Origin of the sequence: Streptomyces luteireticuli (assembly GCF_041519305.1) — a bacterium.
GTDB lineage: Bacteria > Actinomycetota > Actinomycetes > Streptomycetales > Streptomycetaceae > Streptomyces > Streptomyces luteireticuli.
Genome location: NZ_CP167927.1, coordinates 2021691 through 2037623 on the forward strand (window position 1 = coordinate 2021691; position 15933 = coordinate 2037623).

Genomic DNA, 15933 nt, shown 5'->3' on the forward strand with positions numbered 1-15933 from the left:
GCTTTCGTCACATTCCTCGTCGCGGAGCCGGGGATCCGGCTCCCTGGCCGGCGGCCACCTCGCGGAGATACGGGTTGGCGGCGCGCTCTTGGCCGATGGTCGTCTGGGGGCCGTGGCCGGAGAGGACCACGGTCGAGTCGTCGAGCGGCAGGCACACGCGGGCCAGCGAATCGAGCATCTCGGCGTGGTCACCGCCCGGCAGGTCGGTGCGTCCGATGGAGCCGGCGAACAGCAGGTCGCCCGAGAAGAAGACCGAGGGGATCTCGGAGGTCTCGGGCATCCTGAAGGTCACCGACCCCTTGGTATGGCCGGGCGCGTGCGCGACGGAGAACTCCAGCCCCGCCAGATGGAGCGTGCTGCCATCGGAGAGCTCCTTGAGGTCGTCCGGCTCCCCCACCGTCAGCTCCCCCAGGAGCTGTGCCCCGATGGACCGGCCGAGCGCCTTCTCGGGGTCGCTCATCATGTAGCGGTCGGCGGGGTGGATCCAGGCGGGGACGTCATGGGCGCCGCACACCGGCACCACCGACGCGACGTGGTCGATGTGGCCATGGGTGAGGACGACGGCGACGGGCTTGAGCCGATGCTTCCTGAGCGTCTCCTCGACTCCCTGGGCGGCCTGGTGGCCCGGGTCGATGATCACGCACTCCTCACCGGCGGCGGGGGCGACCAGATAACAATTGGTCCCCCAGGCCCCGGCGGGGAACCCGGCAATCAGCACGTTCGTCCTTAAATGTCGGCCTGTATCGACGCGGCGGAGGCCCGGCGGGCGCGCCCGTTCCGTACCTCGGCCGGTTCAGAGCCTACCGGCGGCGGGTACGGAGCCGCGAACCCGTATACGGTACGGGCACACTCGCAACACGCAGCTCACCACGGACGAGCGACGGACGAGAAGCACGAGGAGACGACCCGGTGGTCAGTAACGAGCAGCGGCGGCGGCAGCTCGCCCGGGAGAAGTTCGAGCGGCAGCAGCAGCGCCGCGAGGAGATGCGCCGCAAGGCGCGGCGCCGCAACGCGGTGATCGCGGCGGGCCTCGCCGTGGTGATCGCCGCGGGGGCCACCGCCTACGCGAGCGGCGCCCTGGGCGGCGGGGACGACGGCAAGGAGACCTCGGCCGACGCGACGCCGAGCGATCTGCCCACTCCCACCAAGGGCCCGGACCCCTGCGCCAAGCCCGCCCCGGGCTCCCCCGCCACGAAGACGTGGAAGTCGGAGCCGGAGATGAGCGTCGACAAGTCGGCGTCCTACGCGATGAACCTCAAGACCACCTGCGGCACCATCGACATCACGATGGACGCGGCCAAGGCCCCGCACACGGTCAACTCCTTCAACTTCCTGGCGGCCCAGGGCTTCCTGGACCACACCAAGTGCCACCGGCTCACGGGCGCGGAGGCGGGGATCTCCGTCCTGCAGTGCGGCGACCCGAAGGGCACCGGCCAGGGCGGGCCCGGCTACACGCTGGCCGAGGAGAACCTCAAGGACCCGGCGCTGAAGGAGCCTTCGGACCCGGAGGCGAAGAAGGCGGGCATGAAGATCTACCCCGCCGGCATGGTCGCCATGGCGAAGACCCAGGCGCCCCACTCCACCGGCAGCCAGTTCTTCCTCGTCTACAAGGACAGCCCGTTGCCGCCGGACTACACCCCGCTCGGCACGATCGGCGCCGAGGGCATGAAGACCCTGAAGAAGATCGCGGACGCCGGTGTGCAGGGCGGCGGACCCGACGGTCCGCCCAACGCGACGACCGTCATCGACAAGGCGACGGTCGCCAAGTCCTGAGCCGGGCGCGGCGTTCCGCACCCTCGGCCGGAGGCGAAATTTCGGTCGCGGGATACGGACAGCCGGGCCACCGTTCGCCTATGTTGGCGTTGTGCAGGGTGCCTGGTCTCGGCGGCTGCGAGGCACCCGGACAGCACCGATCGGCAATCAATGGATCAAGCCGCCGGACCGGCGGGGCGCGGCCCTGCCGGGACAAACTGTGGACGATGCGCGAGGGCCGCGAACCGGCCCCGGCATCATGTGGAGGAGGCGCTGTGAGCAGCGACCCGTGGGGCCGCGTCGATGAGACGGGGACGGTGTACGTGCGTACCGCCGACGGCGAGAAGGTCGTCGGCTCGTGGCAGGCGGGGAGCCCCGAAGAGGCCCTTGCCTACTTCGAGCGCAAGTACGAGGGCCTGGTCGTGGAGATCGGCCTCCTCGAACGCCGTGTCAGGACCACGGACCTGTCGGCCAAGGACGCGATGACCGCCATCGAGCACCTGCGGACGCAGGTGGACGAGCACCACGCGGTCGGCGATCTGGCGGCGCTCGGAGAGCGGCTGGACAAGCTGGTCGCCACGGTCGACGCGCGCCGCGAGGAGCGCAAGGCGGCCAAGGCGAAGCAGTCCGAGGAGGCCCGCACGGCCAAGGAGGCGCTCGTCGCGGAGGCCGAGGAGCTGGCGGCCAGCGAGCAGTGGCGGTCGGCCGGCGAGCGGCTGCGGGCCCTGGTCGACACCTGGAAGGGCCTGCCCCGGCTGGACCGCAAGACGGACGACGAGCTGTGGCACCGCTTCTCGCACGCCCGCTCGGCGTTCTCCAAGCGGCGCAAGGCGCACTTCGCGTCGCTGGACGCGCAGCGCGAGGACGCCCGCAAGGTCAAGGAGAAGCTGGTCGCCGAGGCCGAGGCGCTGTCCGGGTCCACGGACTGGGGCGCGACCGCGGCGCGGTACCGGGACCTGATGACCGAGTGGAAGGCCGCGGGCCGTGCCCAGCGCGAGGCGGAGGACGAGCTGTGGGCCCGCTTCCGGGGCGCGCAGGACGTCTTCTTCCAGGCGCGCAGCGAGGTGTTCGCGGAGCGCGACGCCGAGCAGCAGGGCAACCTGACGCTGAAGGAGGAGCTGGTCGTCGAGGCGGAGAAGCTGCTTCCGGTCACTGACCTCAAGTCGGCCCGGGCGGCGTTCCGTTCGGTCAACGAGCGCTGGGAGGCCATCGGTCATGTGCCGCGGGACGCCCGGCCGAAGATCGAGGGGCGGATGCACGCGGTGGAGCGCGCCATCCAGGAGGCCGAGGAGGCCGAGTGGCGGCGGACGAACCCTGAGGCGCGGGCCCGTGCGGCCGGCCTGACCGGGCAGCTCCAGGACGCGGTGGACAAGCTCCAGGACCAGATCGCCAAGGCGCGGGCCGCGGGCAACGACTCCAAGGCCGACAAGCTCGCCAAGGAGCTGGAGGGCCGCAAGGCGCTGCTGGACCAGGCGCTGAAGGGCCTGGAGGAGTTCGGCGGCTGACCGTCCGTATGCGAGAAGGGCCCCCGGCGTGCTCGCCGGGGGCCCTTTCGTACGCCGTGCTACGGCCTGCGGGCCGAGGTCACACGGTAGACGTCGTAGACGCCCTCCACACCCCGGACGGCCTTGAGGACGTGGCCGAGGTGCTTGGGGTCGCCCATCTCGAAGGTGAACCGCGAGGTCGCGACCCGGTCGCGGGACGTCTGCACGGCCGCCGAGAGGATGTTGACGTGCTGGTCCGACAGGACCCGGGTGACGTCCGACAGGAGCCGCGAGCGGTCGAGCGCCTCCACCTGGATGGCGACGAGGAAGACCGACGACTGGGTGGGCGCCCACTCGACGTCGATGATCCGCTCCGGCTGCTGGGAGAGGGAGTCGACGTTGACACAGTCGGCCCGGTGGACCGAGATGCCGTTGCCGCGGGTGACGAAGCCGATGATGGGGTCGCCGGGAACGGGCGTACAGCAGCGGGCCAGTTTGACCCACACGTCGTCAACGCCCTTGACCACCACGCCCGGATCGGCACTGGACCGCCGCTTGGAGCGGCCGCGGATCGGCGCGGCCTCCTCGATGTCCTCGGTGGCCGCGTCCTCCCCGCCGAGCGCCTGGACGAGCTTCTGCACCACGCCCTGGGCCGCCACATGGCCCTCGCCGATGGCCGCGTAGAGGGAGGAGATGTCGGGGTAGCGCATCTCGTGCGCGAGGGTGACCAGCGAATCGCCGGTCAGGATGCGCTGGATGGGCAGGTTCTGCTTGCGCATCGCGCGGGCGATGGCGTCCTTGCCCTGCTCGATCGCCTCGTCCCGGCGCTCCTTGGAGAACCAGGCCCGGATCTTGTTGCGGGCGCGGGGGGACTTGACGAAGCCCAGCCAGTCGCGGGAGGGGCCGGCGCCGGGCGCCTTGGAGGTGAAGACCTCGACCAAGTCACCGTTGTCCAGGGTCGATTCGAGCGGCACCAGCCGTCCGTTGACCCGGGCGCCTATGGTGCGGTGGCCGACCTCGGTGTGCACGGCGTAGGCGAAGTCGACCGGGGTCGCCCCGGCCGGCAGCGCTATGACGTCGCCCTTCGGCGTGAAGACGAAGACCTCGTTGCGCGAGAGGTCGAAGCGCAGGGACTCCAGGAACTCGCCCGGGTCCTCCGTCTCCTTCTGCCAGTCGAGCAACTGCCGCAGCCAGGCCATGTCGTTGACGGTGTCCTGGTTCTTGCCGGCGTTCTTCGGCACATCCGTACGGATCTTGGAGGCGCCCGCGACGGCCTCCTGTTTGTACTTCCAGTGCGCGGCGATGCCGTACTCGGCGCGGCGGTGCATGTCGAAGGTGCGGATCTGCAGCTCGACGGGCTTGCCGCTGGGCCCTATGACCGTCGTGTGCAACGACTGGTACATGTTGAACTTGGGCATCGCGATGTAGTCCTTGAACCGGCCGGGGACCGGATTCCACCGCGCGTGCACCGTGCCGAGGGCCGCGTAGCAGTCGCGGACGGTGTCGACGAGGACGCGGATGCCCACCAGGTCGTAGATCTCCGCGAAGTCCCGGCCGCGGACGATCATCTTCTGGTAGACGCTGTAGTAGTGCTTCGGCCGGCCGGTGACGGTGGCCTTGATGCGGGCGGCGCGCAGATCGGCCTGGACCTCGTCGGTGACGATCGCCAGGTACTCGTCCCGCTTGGGGGCGCGCTCGGCCACCAGACGCACGATCTCGTCGTACATCTTGGGGTAGAGGATCGCGAACGCGAGGTCCTCCAGCTCCCACTTGATGGTGTTCATGCCCAGCCGGTGCGCCAGCGGGGCGTAGATCTCCAGCGTCTCGCGGGCCTTCTTCTCCTGCTTCTCCCGCTTGAGGTAGCGCATGGTGCGCATGTTGTGCAGGCGGTCGGCGAGCTTGATGACCAGGACGCGCGGGTCCTTGGCCATGGCGACGACCATCTTGCGGACCGTCTCCGCCTGGGCCGCCTCGCCGAACTTGACCTTGTCCAGCTTGGTGACGCCGTCGACGAGCAGGGCGACCTGGTCGCCGAAGTCGCGGCGGAGGGTGTCGAGCCCGTACTCGGTGTCCTCGACGGTGTCGTGCAGCAGTCCGGCCATCAGGGTGGCCGGGTCCATGCCGAGCTCGGCGAGGATGGTGGTGACGGCGAGCGGGTGGGTGATGTACGGGTCGCCGCTCTTGCGCTTCTGGCCGCGGTGCCAGCGCTCGGCGACCTGGTAGGCGCGCTCGATCTGGCGGAGCGTGCCCGCGTCGGCCTTCGGATCGTTTCCGCGGACGATGCGCAGCAGCGGCTCGAGGACCGGGTTGTACGGGCTCTGCCGCTGGACGCCGAGGCGGGCCAGGCGGGCCCTGACCCGGCTGGAGGAGGCGGAGCGCGCGGGGGCGCTCGGCGGGGGCGTGGGGCGGGGAGCCGCGGGCGCTTCCCGGACCGCGTCGCTCCCGGGGGTCGGCGCCTCGGGCGCCTTGGAGCCGGGCATGCCCGTGGCCGCCGCGGCCTCAGGTGTGTCGGGCTGTGCGGCTGGGGGTTCCCCCGGACGGAGTCTGGGGGAGAGCGGCTGGGCCTTGTCTGGCAAGAGCACTCCTCATGCGGGGTCCGGCCCCCCGATCAGGTCCGGACTGCCATGGTATCGATCCGGGCCGGGGAGGTGCCTCCCGCCCGGCGGCGTCAAGGACGCACGAAGCGGGCCCCGGGGTTCTCCCGGGGCCCGCTTCCTGTGGCTCGCTCTGGGGTCAGACGCGGATCAGGGCGTCCAGCGGGGCCCCGCCCAGGGCGTCCGCCAGGCGCGTCCGGCCGTCGAGGAAACCCAGCTCCATGAGGACCGCGACGCCCGCCACCTCGGCGCCGGCGCGGCGGATCAGCTGGAGGGACGCCTCGGCGGTGCCGCCGGTGGCCAGGACGTCGTCGATGACGAGGACCCGCTCGCCGCGGCCCAGGGCCTCGGCGTGGATCTCTATCTCGGCCGTGCCGTACTCCAGCTCGTACCCCTGGCGCAGCGTGGCGCCGGGCAGCTTGCCGGCCTTGCGGACGGGGACGAAGCCGATGCCGGCGCGGACGGCCACGGGGGCGGCGAGGATGAAGCCGCGCGCCTCCAGGCCGACGATCTTGTCCACGCGGTAGCGCTCGCACAGGGCGGCGAACGCGTCGGTGAGCGCGGTGAACGCCTCGGCGTCGGCGAGCAGCGGGGTGATGTCCTTGAACACCACGCCCGGCTTCGGGTAGTCCGGGACGTCGTGGATCCGGCTGAGCAGCAGCTCGCGCAGGGCCCCGTCGGCGCTCTCGGTGTACTGGACGGTCATCGGCGCTTCCCCTTGCGTCCCTCGGGCTGACGGCGCTGGCCCACGACGCCCGCCGGGGGCGCGTCCTGCGTCTCGTCCTCCGCGGTCTCCTGGTCGTCCTGCGCCGAGTCCGCCTTGGCGGACTGGGCGGCCCGCTTGGCCTTGATCCGCCGGGCCAGGGCCTTCATCTGCGGGTCGCGCTCCTTGAGGTCGGCGACCAGCGGAGTGGCGATGAAGATCGAGGAGTAGGCACCGGCCGCGAGGCCGACGAACAGGGCGAGCGAGATGTCGTTGAGCATGCCCGCGCCGAGGAAGCCGCCGCCGATGAACAGCAGGCCGGCGACCGGCAGCAGCGCGACGACCGTGGTGTTGATGGAGCGGACCAGGGTGCCGTTGAGGCTGCGGTTGGCGATCTCGCTGTAGGTGAAGCGGGTCTGCTTGGTGATGTCCTTCGCGCTCTCCTTCAGACCGTCGAAGACGACGACAGTGTCGTAGAGCGAGTAACCGAGGATCGTCAGCAGACCGATCACGGTGCCCGGGGTGACCTCGAAGCCCACCAGGGCGTAGATGCCCACGGTGATGGTGAGGTCGTGGATCAGCGCGACCAGGGCGGCGATCGCCATGCGCCACTCGAAGGCGATGGCGAGGTAGATCACCACGAGGAGCATGAAGATGGCGAGGCCGGTCCATGCCTTGTTGGCGATCTCGTCACCCCAGCTGGGGCCGACGATGTCGGTGTTGATCTTGTTGGTGGAGACGTCCAGCTTCTTGGCGAGGGCCTGCTGGGTGGTGCGGGACTGTTCCGGGGTCAGCTCGCTGACCTGGATGCGCAGCTTGCCGTCACCGGTCTTCTGGACCACTGCGGTGTGGCCCGAAGCCTGCTGCGCGGTCTCCTTCGCCGCATCGGCGGAGACCGACGTCTTCTCCGTGTTGAAGATCGCGCCGCCGGAGAACTCGATGCCCATGTTGAGGCCGCGCACCGCCAGGCCGACGATGGCCGTGATGGTGATGAGGATCGAGATGCCGTACCAGATCTTCCGTTTGGCGACGAAGTCGTAGCCGACCTCGCCTCGGTAGAGCCGGGCGCCGAGAGTGCCGAGTCGTGACATCTCAGGCCTCCTTCGGGTCGGCGCTGGCGGAGGGGCGGCGGCGGGAGGACCGAAGCGGCGGCTTGACGCCGAGCCGCTTGGGGTCCAGGCCGGACCAGGGGTGGCCGCTGGCGAAGAACTTGCGGCGGGCGAGGATCGTCATCAGCGGCTTGGTGAAGAGGAAGACCACGACGACGTCGAGCAGCGTGGTCAGGCCGAGGGTGAAGGCGAAGCCCTGGACCTTGCCGACGGTGACGATGAAGAGCACCGCGGCGGCCAGGAAGGAGACGAAGTCCGAGACGAGGATCGTACGGCGGGCACGCGGCCAGGCACGCTCCACGGCGGGACGCAGGGTGCGGCCGTCGCGGACCTCGTCACGGATGCGCTCGAAGTAGACGATGAACGAGTCGGCGGTGATGCCGATCGCGACGATGGCACCGCACACGGCCGGCAGGTTCAGCGCGAAGCCGATGGCCGGGCCCAGCAGGACCATGATCGTGTAGGTGAGGACCGCCGAGCACGCAAGGCTGGCGAGGGCGACGAGGGCGAGGCCCCGGTAGTAGGCCACCAGGTAGATGACCACGAGCGCCAGGCCGATGGCGCCGGCGATCAGACCGGCACGCAGCTGCTCACCACCGAGGGCGGCGGAGACGGTGGTCTCGGTGACGATGTCGAACGAGAGCGGCAGGGCGCCGTAGGACAGGATGTTGGCCAGGTCCTGGGCGCTGGACTGGGTGAAGTTGCCGCTGATCTCGGCGCTGCCGCCGGGGATCGCCGCGCTCAGCTGGGGCGCGGAGACCGACTCGCCGTCCATGACGATCGCGAAGCGGTTCTGCGGGGGCGCCTTCGCGGCCAGCTTGCCGGTGATGTCGGCGAACTTCTTGGCACCGCTGCCGTTGAACTTCAGCTGGACCTGCCAGCCGGTGGCGCGCTGGGTGTCCAGGGCGGCCTTGGCCTCGGTGACGTCCACGCCCTCGACGCCGACCGGGCCGAGGAGCATCTTCTCCTGGCCGTCCTTGTCGCAGACGACCACGTTGTCGGTGGCCTTGGCCCGGTCGGCGGCCTTCGCCGCGTCCGAGCGCGCCGCCGGGGTCGAGCAGTCCAGCGTCGCGAACTGCTTCTGCAGGTCGCCCGAGGAGCCGCCGGACGGAGTCGGGGTCGGGGTGGGCTTGGGTGCCTGCGGGGCCTTGAGGGCCTCGGTGACGGCACGGCCCTGGGTGTGCTTGCCGGACGGGGTGGCCGACGGGGTGGAGCCGGAGGACGCGCTGGGCGTGCCGGAGGGCTTGTCCTTCTTGTCCTTGTCCTTGCCGCCCGTCGAGGCGCTCGGCGTGGGCTCGGGGAGCTTGCCGCTGGGAGCCGCCATCAGCACCGGCCGGAAGGCGAGCTGGGCGGTGGTGCCGACCTGCTCCCGGGCCTGCTTCGCGTTCATCCCCTTGGGAATGTTCACGATGATGTGGTTCTTGCCCTGCGTCTGGACCTCGGACTCGGACACTCCGAGACCGTTGACACGACGCTCGATGATGCCGACAGCCGTGTTCATATTGGTCGTCGTGATCGCGTTGGGCTTGCCCGGCTGGTTCTTCGCCTGGAGCGTGAAGCTCGTACCGCCCGCGAGGTCGATGCCCAGTCGCGGTGTGGTGTGCCCGGAGGCGAACATCCCCCCGGTGAGCGCCACCATGGCGATCAGGATGAAGGCCAGGACTCTGCCCGGCCTGCCCTGGCCGCCCGGGGACCTGCGGCCCTTCTTCGGTGCTGCCACCTTGTCGTTTCTCCCTGTCCAACCGCCGGGCGTCAGGTGTTCGCCGGCGGCCACGAAGTTTGTGGGGACGTGCCCCCCCCGCCGGAGCCTAGACCGTCGGCGGACCGTGACGCACCGAGCGGTGGTGCGTCACGGTCCGCCGATTGGGGCTACTTCGCGTCGGAGCCGTCGTCCTTCTTGGCGTCCTTCGGCCCGTCCGCCGGCTTCTCGGCCTTGGCGTCCTTGGTCTCCGCGTCCTCGGGAGCGGTCTCCTTGCCGAGGTCGATCTTCTTCTCGCCGGCCGCGGCGGCCTCGCCGCCCTCGGTGAGCGAGGAGATGTCGTCCGGAACGGCCGGGGCCTCGTCGGAGCCCTCGATGCCGTGGATGATGCGGTTGTACTCCTCGTCCGGCAGAACGGCGCCGATGGAGTTCTTCGCATAGATCGCGTGGACGCCGGGGGCGACCTCGAGGAGGACCGAGTCCTCGCTGACCTCCTTGACGGTGGCGTACATGCCGCCGATCGTCCGCACACCGGTGCCCGGCTGCATCTGGTCGCGCATCTGGGCAGCCTGGCGCTGCTTGTTCTTGGCCGACCGGGTCATCAGGAACATGGCCCCGATGAGCACGATGAACGGCAGAAGAGTCACGAGATTCACGGGACGGGGTTTCCTTCACACGACCGCTTTGGGGGTGCGGCCTGGTCTACGGGGGTGGTATGCCGCCGGTAGGGACGGCATCGGCGGAGTCTAAGCGAGTCCGCGCCTATGGAACAACGCCCAGCATGGCACCCGGGTTCCTGACCCGACCAGTCCCCGCGCCGTCACTCCGTGAACAGGCCGCCCTGCCCTCCGCCTGCGCCCCCGGCGCGGCCCGCACCCCCGGTGACCTGCTGCGGCGGCACCATCCCCAGGTGATCCCAGGCCGCCGGGGTCGCGATCCGGCCCCGGGGCGTGCGGGCCAGCAGCCCCTCGCGCACCAGGAAGGGCTCGGCGACCTCCTCGACGGTCTCGCGCTCCTCGCCGACGGCCACGGCCAGCGTGGACAGCCCGACGGGGCCGCCGCCGAACAGCTTGAGCAGCGCGGTGAGCACGGCCCGGTCCAGCCGGTCGAGCCCGCGGCCGTCCACCTCGTAGACCTGGAGGGCCCGGGCGGCGATCTCGCGGGTGATCAGCCCGTCGGCCTTCACCTGGGCGTAGTCGCGGACGCGGCGCAGGAGGCGGTTGGCGATGCGGGGCGTGCCGCGGGAACGGCCGGCGATCTCGGCCGCGCCCTCCTCGTCTATGGCCACGTCGAGCAGGCCGGCGGAGCGGTGGATGACGCGCTGGAGCTCGGCGGGGGCGTAGAACTCCATGTGGCCGGTGAAGCCGAAGCGGTCGCGCAGCGGCGGCGGCAGCAGGCCGGCGCGGGTGGTGGCGCCGACCAGGGTGAAGGGCGGCAGCTCCAGGGGGATGGCGGTGGCGCCGGGGCCCTTGCCGACGACGACGTCGACCCGGAAGTCCTCCATCGCCATGTAGAGCATCTCCTCGGCGGGCCGGGACATGCGGTGGATCTCGTCGAGGAAGAGGACCTCGCCCTCGGTGAGGGAGGACAGGATCGCCGCCAGGTCGCCGGCGTGCTGGATGGCGGGACCGGAGGTGATGCGGATGGGGGCGCCCATCTCCGCGGCGATGATCATCGAGAGGGTGGTCTTACCGAGCCCGGGGGCGCCGGAGAGCAGGACGTGGTCGGCGGTGGCGCCCCGGGCACGGGCGGCGCGCAGCACCAGGTCGAGCTGCTCGCGGACGCGCTCCTGGCCGACGAACTCGCCCAGGTCCTTCGGCCGCAGGGCGGCTTCGACGGCGTGGTCGTCGCCGTCGGCGGTGCCGCTGACGACGCGGTCGGCGGCCATGGGTCCGGCGGCGGAATCCTCGTCCCAGTTCACGGGTGAGACCTCACGGTTGTTTCGGGAAGGGGACGGGCCGCCGGTCAGCGGGCCCGGTTCAGGGTCTGCAGGGCCGCCCGCAACAGCCGGCCCACCTGCGGGGTGCCGCCGTCGGCGACCACGGCCTCGGCCTGCGGCGCCACGGCCTCGACCGCGCCGTCCGCCTCGCGGGGCGCGTATCCCAGGCCGACGAGGGCGGCGTGCAGCTGCTCCTGCCAGCCGGAGGCGGCGGCCGGAGCGGCCGCCGGGGTCCTCGCGGCGGAGCCCGTGGGCGCGCCCAGCCGGTCCTTGAGCTCCAGCAGCAGCTTCTGGGCGCCCTTCTTGCCGATGCCCGGGACGGCGGTGAGCGCCTTCTCGTCACCGGTGGCGAAGGCGCGGCGCAGCGCGTCCGGCGCGTGGACGGCGAGCATCGCCTGGGCGAGGCGGGGGCCGACGCCGCTGGCGGTCTGGAGCAGCTCGAAGGTCTGCCGCTCGTCGTCGTCGGCGAAGCCGTAGAGGGTCAGCGAGTCCTCGCGGACGACGAGGGAGGTGGCGAGCCTGGCCGGCTCGCCGACCCTGAGCCGGGAGAGGGTGTCGGGGGTGCACTGGACGGCCATGCCGACGCCGCCGACCTCGACGACGGCGGTGTCGGGGGCGAGGGCCGCGACGGGACCGGAGACAAAGGCGATCATCGGGTGCCCTTCGGGAGGCGTACGGGGGCGGTGGCGCGGCGGTGGGCGGCGACGGCCTGCTGGAGGCGGCCGGTGGCCGGGGCGCGCCAGATGTGGCAGATGGCCAGGGCGAGCGCGTCGGCGGCGTCGGCCGGCTTCGGGGGCGCGTCCAGCCGCAGGATGCGGGTGACCATGGAGCCGACCTGGGCCTTGTCGGCCCGGCCGGAGCCGGTGACGGCGGCCTTGACCTCGCTGGGGGTGTGCAGGGCGACGGGCAGCCCGCGGCGGGCGGCGCACAGCATGGCGACGGCGCTGGCCTGGGCGGTGCCCATGACCGTACGGACGTTGTGCTGGCTGAACACCCGCTCCACGGCGACGTATTCGGGCCGGTGCTCGTCCAGCCACTGCTCGATGCCGCGCTCTATGAGGACCAGCCGCTCCGCGATCTCGGCCTCCGCCGGCGTCCGGACGACCCCGACCCCGGCCATCCGCAGCGGCCGCCCCGCCGTCCCCTCGACCACACCGACGCCGCACCGCGTCAGCCCCGGGTCCACGCCCAGCACGCGCATCGCGCCCCTCCCTTCGGTCAACTGTTCCGGCAGGCTATCGGCCGGCACTGACAACGCCCGGAACCGACAGCGCGACGGGCCGACGGGAAGCGTCCCGTCGGCCCGTCGCGATCGGCTCGATCCGCTTGATCAGGCGTCGACCTTGGCCATGACCTCGTCGGAGACGTCGAAGTTGGCGAAGACGTTCTGCACGTCGTCGCTGTCCTCCAGCGCGTCGATCAGCTTGAAGATCTTGCGGGCGCCCTCCTCGTCCAGCTCCACCTGCATGGTGGGGACGAAGTTGGCCTCGGCCGAGTCGTAGTCGATGCCGGCCTCCTGGAGGGCGGTGCGGACCGCGACCAGGTCGGTGGCCTCACTGAGGACCTCGAAGGACTCGCCGAGGTCGTTGACCTCTTCGGCACCGGCGTCCAGGACCGCGCCCAGCACGTCGTCCTCGGTCAGCTCGCCCTTGGGGACGATCACGACGCCCTTGCGGTTGAAGAGGTAGGACACCGAGCCCGGGTCGGCCATCGAGCCGCCGTTGCGGGTCATGGCCACGCGGACGTCACCGGCGGCGCGGTTGCGGTTGTCGGTGAGGCACTCGATGAGCACCGCGACACCGTTGGGGCCATAGCCCTCGTACATGATCGTCTCGTAGTCGGCGCCGCCGGCCTCGAGGCCGCCGCCGCGCTTGACCGCGGAGTCGATGTTCTTGTTCGGGACCGACTGCTTCTTCGCCTTCTGGATGGCGTCGTAGAGGGTCGGGTTGCCCTCGATGTCGACGCCGCCCATGCGGGCCGCGACCTCGATGTTCTTGATCAGCTTCGCGAAGAGCTTGCCGCGCTTGGCATCGATCACGGCCTTCTTGTGCTTCGTCGTAGCCCATTTAGAGTGGCCGGACATCCGCCTGTCTCCTTCGCGTAACCCATTCTTGGACGAACGACTGAGATCCTACCGGGATCTCACGAGCGCACCGCGCGCACCATCTCCACGAACAGACCGTGCACCCGGTGGTCCCCGGTCAGCTCCGGATGGAAGGACGTGGCCAGCACGTTGTCCTGGCGCACGGCGACGGTGTGGCCGTTGTGCACGGCCAGCACCTCGGCCCGGGCCCCGACGGACTCGACCCAGGGGGCCCGGATGAAGACGCCCTCCACGGGGCCGCCCCCGACCCCCGCCATCTCGACCGCCGCCTCGAAGGACTCGTTCTGCCGGCCGAAGGCGTTGCGGCGCACGATCATGTCGATGCCGCCCAGGGTCTCCTGGTCCTCCCGGCCGTCGAGGATCTTGTCGGCCAGCATGATCATGCCGGCACAGGTGCCGTAGACCGGCATCCCGGAGCGCACCCGCGCGCGCAGCGGCTCCAGCATCCCGAAGACCACGGCGAGCTTGGACATGGTGGTGGACTCGCCGCCGGGTATCACCAGGCCGTCGACCTCCGCGAGCTCCTCGGGCCGGCGGACGGGGCGGGCCACCGCGTCGGCGGCGGCGAGAGCCACGAGGTGCTCGCGGACGTCGCCCTGCAGGGCGAGGACACCGATGGTGGGGGTGGACACGGGGGTCACGGCCTCTCTGGTCGTACGGGGGCGTGCGAGGGGGGAACGGGCCGGTGGGCGGTCCGCGCCTGTGCCGCGGACCGCCCACCGGGGAACGGACGGATCACCAGCCGCGGTTGGCGTACCGCTCGGCCTCGGGGAGGGTGTCGCAGTTGATGCCGACCATGGCCTCGCCCAGGTTGCGGGAGGCATCCGCGATGATCTTGGGGTCGTCGTAGAAGGTGGTGGCCTTCACGATGGCCGCGGCCCGCTTGGCCGGGTCGCCCGACTTGAAGATGCCGGAGCCGACGAAGACGCCCTCGGCGCCGAGCTGGCGCATCAGCGCGGCGTCGGCCGGGGTAGCGACGCCGCCGGCGGAGAACAGCACCACCGGCAGCTTGCCGAGCTCGGCCACCTCCTTGACCAGCTCGTACGGGGCGCGGAGCTCCTTGGCCGCGGCGTAGAGCTCGTGGTTGTCGAAGCCGCGCAGCCTGGCGATCTCGTTCTTGATCTGGCGCAGGTGACGGACGGCCTCGACGACGTTGCCGGTGCCGGCCTCGCCCTTGGAGCGGATCATGGCCGCGCCCTCGGCGATGCGGCGCAGGGCCTCGCCGAGGTTGGTGGCACCGCAGACGAAGGGGGTGGTGAACGCCCACTTGTCGGAGTGGTTGACCTCGTCGGCCGGGGTGAGGACCTCGGACTCGTCGATGTAGTCGACGCCGAGGGACTGCAGGACCTGGGCCTCGACGAAGTGGCCGATGCGGGACTTGGCCATCACGGGGATGGAGACGGCGTCGATGATGCCCTCGATCATGTCCGGGTCGGACATGCGGGCCACGCCGCCGTCCTTGCGGATGTCGGCGGGCACCCGCTCCAGGGCCATCACCGCGACCGCGCCGGCGTCCTCGGCGATCTTGGCCTGCTCGGGGGTGACGACATCCATGATCACGCCGCCCTTGAGCTGCTCGGCCATGCCGCGCTTGACGCGCGCGGTGCCGGTCTCGGGGTTCGGGAGCGTGCTGGGGGTGGACACGATGCGACCTCACTATCCAGAGCGGTGATGCTGCGGCATCCAAGGCGGTGACGCCGCAGCGTCATCAAAGCCGCCCGGCCGGTGGGGGAAAAGGGCCAATTCGGGGCCGGTGGCCTGTCCGGTGGCCCGCCCGGCCGACTCCCCGCGATCCGCCCGCGACTCCCCCGCGATCCGCCCGGCCGACGCTCAGTGACCTGCCCGGTCGGCGAGTGCCGCCGGCTGCTCGTCGTCCATCTCGAAGGCCATGGGGAAAGGGGCGTGCCCGGCCAGCCGGAACCAGCGCACCACCCGGTGCCGGCGCACCGCGCGCGCCGCGCGCACCGCGTCGTTGTGGAACCGCCGCGCCATGGGCACCCGCCGCACCGCCTGGTCCAGTTCGCCCAGTGACTCCTCGCCGCCGGGCGCCTCCCGGACGGCCGCCGCCTGTGCGCTGTCCGCGAACACCGCGCGCAGCGCCTGGCTCAGCTCGCTCTCGGCGACCTCCCGCTGCTCCTCCTCGGCCTGCCGGGCGGCGTGCGCGGCCTGGTAGAGGACGATCGAGGCGGCCGGGTCGAGGACTCCGGCGGTGGCGAGCTCCTGGGCGACCGAGGCGCGGCGCAGCAGCTGGGCGTCGAGGGCGGCCCGCGCGGCGTCGATGCGGCTGTGCAGCCGGTCCAGCCGGCCGGCGGTCCAGCTGAGGTAGACGCCGACGAGGACCAGGGCGGCCACGATCCAGAAGGAGACCCACAGAGAACCTGTCACGCCGGGTCACAGTACCGGCCCGGACATCGCGCCTCCCGGCCCGTCCACCCGCGGGTGGAGGCCGGGTGGACGGCGGCCGGAAGATTCGACCCTGGCTCCGATCCGTCTCCACCCACCCCGTCCGTAGCGTCGTGGGTGGCAGGTCACGGGCCGTCCCCGAGGGG

15 protein-coding genes are annotated in these 15933 nt (G+C 71.3%); 2 read left to right on the forward strand and 13 right to left on the reverse strand.

Going from position 1 to position 15933, the window contains the following annotated elements; all coding sequences use genetic code 11:
- Positions 1 to 7: 7 nt before the first annotated feature.
- On the reverse strand, positions 8 to 718 hold the full coding sequence (locus AB8735_RS08230) for an MBL fold metallo-hydrolase (RefSeq protein ID WP_344029586.1): 711 nt from the start codon (positions 716 to 718) through the stop codon (positions 8 to 10).
- Between the two features lie 191 nt (positions 719 to 909).
- On the opposite strand from AB8735_RS08230, the gene AB8735_RS08235 reads away from it, so the two are divergent.
- Positions 910 to 1773, forward strand: coding sequence for a peptidylprolyl isomerase (locus AB8735_RS08235; RefSeq protein WP_372406386.1), 864 nt, complete (start codon positions 910 to 912; stop codon positions 1771 to 1773).
- Positions 1774 to 2027: 254 nt separating this feature from the next.
- Positions 2028 to 3257, forward strand: a complete 1230-nt coding sequence (locus AB8735_RS08240; RefSeq protein ID WP_344029580.1) for a DUF349 domain-containing protein — start codon at positions 2028 to 2030, stop codon at positions 3255 to 3257.
- Between the two features lie 59 nt (positions 3258 to 3316).
- On the opposite strand, the gene AB8735_RS08245 is transcribed toward AB8735_RS08240, so the two are convergent.
- The 12 genes from AB8735_RS08245 to AB8735_RS08300 form a co-directional block, all read right to left on the reverse strand.
- Positions 3317 to 5812, reverse strand: coding sequence for a bifunctional (p)ppGpp synthetase/guanosine-3',5'-bis(diphosphate) 3'-pyrophosphohydrolase (locus AB8735_RS08245; protein WP_372406388.1), 2496 nt, complete (start codon positions 5810 to 5812; stop codon positions 3317 to 3319).
- A gap of 157 nt (positions 5813 to 5969) precedes the next feature.
- Entirely contained in the window at positions 5970 to 6536 is a 567-nt protein-coding gene (locus tag AB8735_RS08250; RefSeq protein WP_344029574.1) for an adenine phosphoribosyltransferase, read from the reverse strand.
- Positions 6533 to 7624, reverse strand: coding sequence for a protein translocase subunit SecF (gene secF, locus AB8735_RS08255; RefSeq protein ID WP_372406390.1), 1092 nt, complete (start codon positions 7622 to 7624; stop codon positions 6533 to 6535). The genes AB8735_RS08250 and secF overlap by 4 nt, the downstream gene beginning before the upstream one ends.
- Position 7625: 1 nt before the next feature.
- Entirely contained in the window at positions 7626 to 9362 is a 1737-nt protein-coding gene (gene secD, locus AB8735_RS08260; protein ID WP_372406392.1) for a protein translocase subunit SecD, read from the reverse strand.
- Between the two features lie 149 nt (positions 9363 to 9511).
- Positions 9512 to 9997 carry a preprotein translocase subunit YajC gene (yajC, locus tag AB8735_RS08265; RefSeq protein WP_372406394.1) on the reverse strand — a complete coding sequence of 162 codons (486 nt, stop codon included), beginning with the start codon at positions 9995 to 9997 and terminating at the stop codon, positions 9512 to 9514.
- Positions 9998 to 10161: 164 nt separating this feature from the next.
- Positions 10162 to 11229, reverse strand: a complete 1068-nt coding sequence (gene ruvB, locus AB8735_RS08270) for a Holliday junction branch migration DNA helicase RuvB (protein ID WP_344030071.1) — start codon at positions 11227 to 11229, stop codon at positions 10162 to 10164.
- A gap of 77 nt (positions 11230 to 11306) precedes the next feature.
- A complete protein-coding gene (gene ruvA / locus AB8735_RS08275) occupies positions 11307 to 11933 on the reverse strand; it encodes a Holliday junction branch migration protein RuvA (RefSeq protein WP_344029562.1) in 627 nt (208 codons plus the stop codon).
- Complete coding sequence (ruvC, locus tag AB8735_RS08280; protein WP_372406396.1) at positions 11930 to 12481, reverse strand: crossover junction endodeoxyribonuclease RuvC; 552 nt, start codon at positions 12479 to 12481, stop codon at positions 11930 to 11932. The genes ruvA and ruvC overlap by 4 nt, the downstream gene beginning before the upstream one ends.
- A gap of 129 nt (positions 12482 to 12610) precedes the next feature.
- Positions 12611 to 13363, reverse strand: a complete 753-nt coding sequence (locus AB8735_RS08285) for a YebC/PmpR family DNA-binding transcriptional regulator (protein ID WP_344029557.1) — start codon at positions 13361 to 13363, stop codon at positions 12611 to 12613.
- A gap of 59 nt (positions 13364 to 13422) precedes the next feature.
- Positions 13423 to 14016, reverse strand: a complete 594-nt coding sequence (pdxT, locus tag AB8735_RS08290) for a pyridoxal 5'-phosphate synthase glutaminase subunit PdxT (protein ID WP_372406399.1) — start codon at positions 14014 to 14016, stop codon at positions 13423 to 13425.
- Positions 14017 to 14119: 103 nt separating this feature from the next.
- The gene (gene pdxS, locus AB8735_RS08295; protein WP_344030068.1) at positions 14120 to 15031 is read right to left on the reverse strand and encodes a pyridoxal 5'-phosphate synthase lyase subunit PdxS; all 912 of its coding nucleotides are present in this window, start codon (positions 15029 to 15031) and stop codon (positions 14120 to 14122) included.
- 183 nt (positions 15032 to 15214) lie between these two features.
- Positions 15215 to 15769, reverse strand: coding sequence for a hypothetical protein (locus AB8735_RS08300; protein WP_344029551.1), 555 nt, complete (start codon positions 15767 to 15769; stop codon positions 15215 to 15217).
- Positions 15770 to 15933: the final 164 nt, after the last annotated feature.

What these genes read in the sequence shown, in the direction of transcription:
- AB8735_RS08250 (WP_344029574.1), bottom strand. Translation starts at nt 6,536, where the DNA reads ATGACCGTCCAGTACACCGAGAGCGCCGACGGGGCCCTGCGCGAGCTG.
- secF (WP_372406390.1), bottom strand. Translation starts at nt 7,624, where the DNA reads ATGTCACGACTCGGCACTCTCGGCGCCCGGCTCTACCGAGGCGAGGTC.
- ruvB (WP_344030071.1), bottom strand. Translation starts at nt 11,229, where the DNA reads ATGGCCGCCGACCGCGTCGTCAGCGGCACCGCCGACGGCGACGACCAC.
- ruvA (WP_344029562.1), bottom strand. Translation starts at nt 11,933, where the DNA reads ATGATCGCCTTTGTCTCCGGTCCCGTCGCGGCCCTCGCCCCCGACACC.
- ruvC (WP_372406396.1), bottom strand. Translation starts at nt 12,481, where the DNA reads ATGCGCGTGCTGGGCGTGGACCCGGGGCTGACGCGGTGCGGCGTCGGT.
- AB8735_RS08285 (WP_344029557.1), bottom strand. Translation starts at nt 13,363, where the DNA reads ATGTCCGGCCACTCTAAATGGGCTACGACGAAGCACAAGAAGGCCGTG.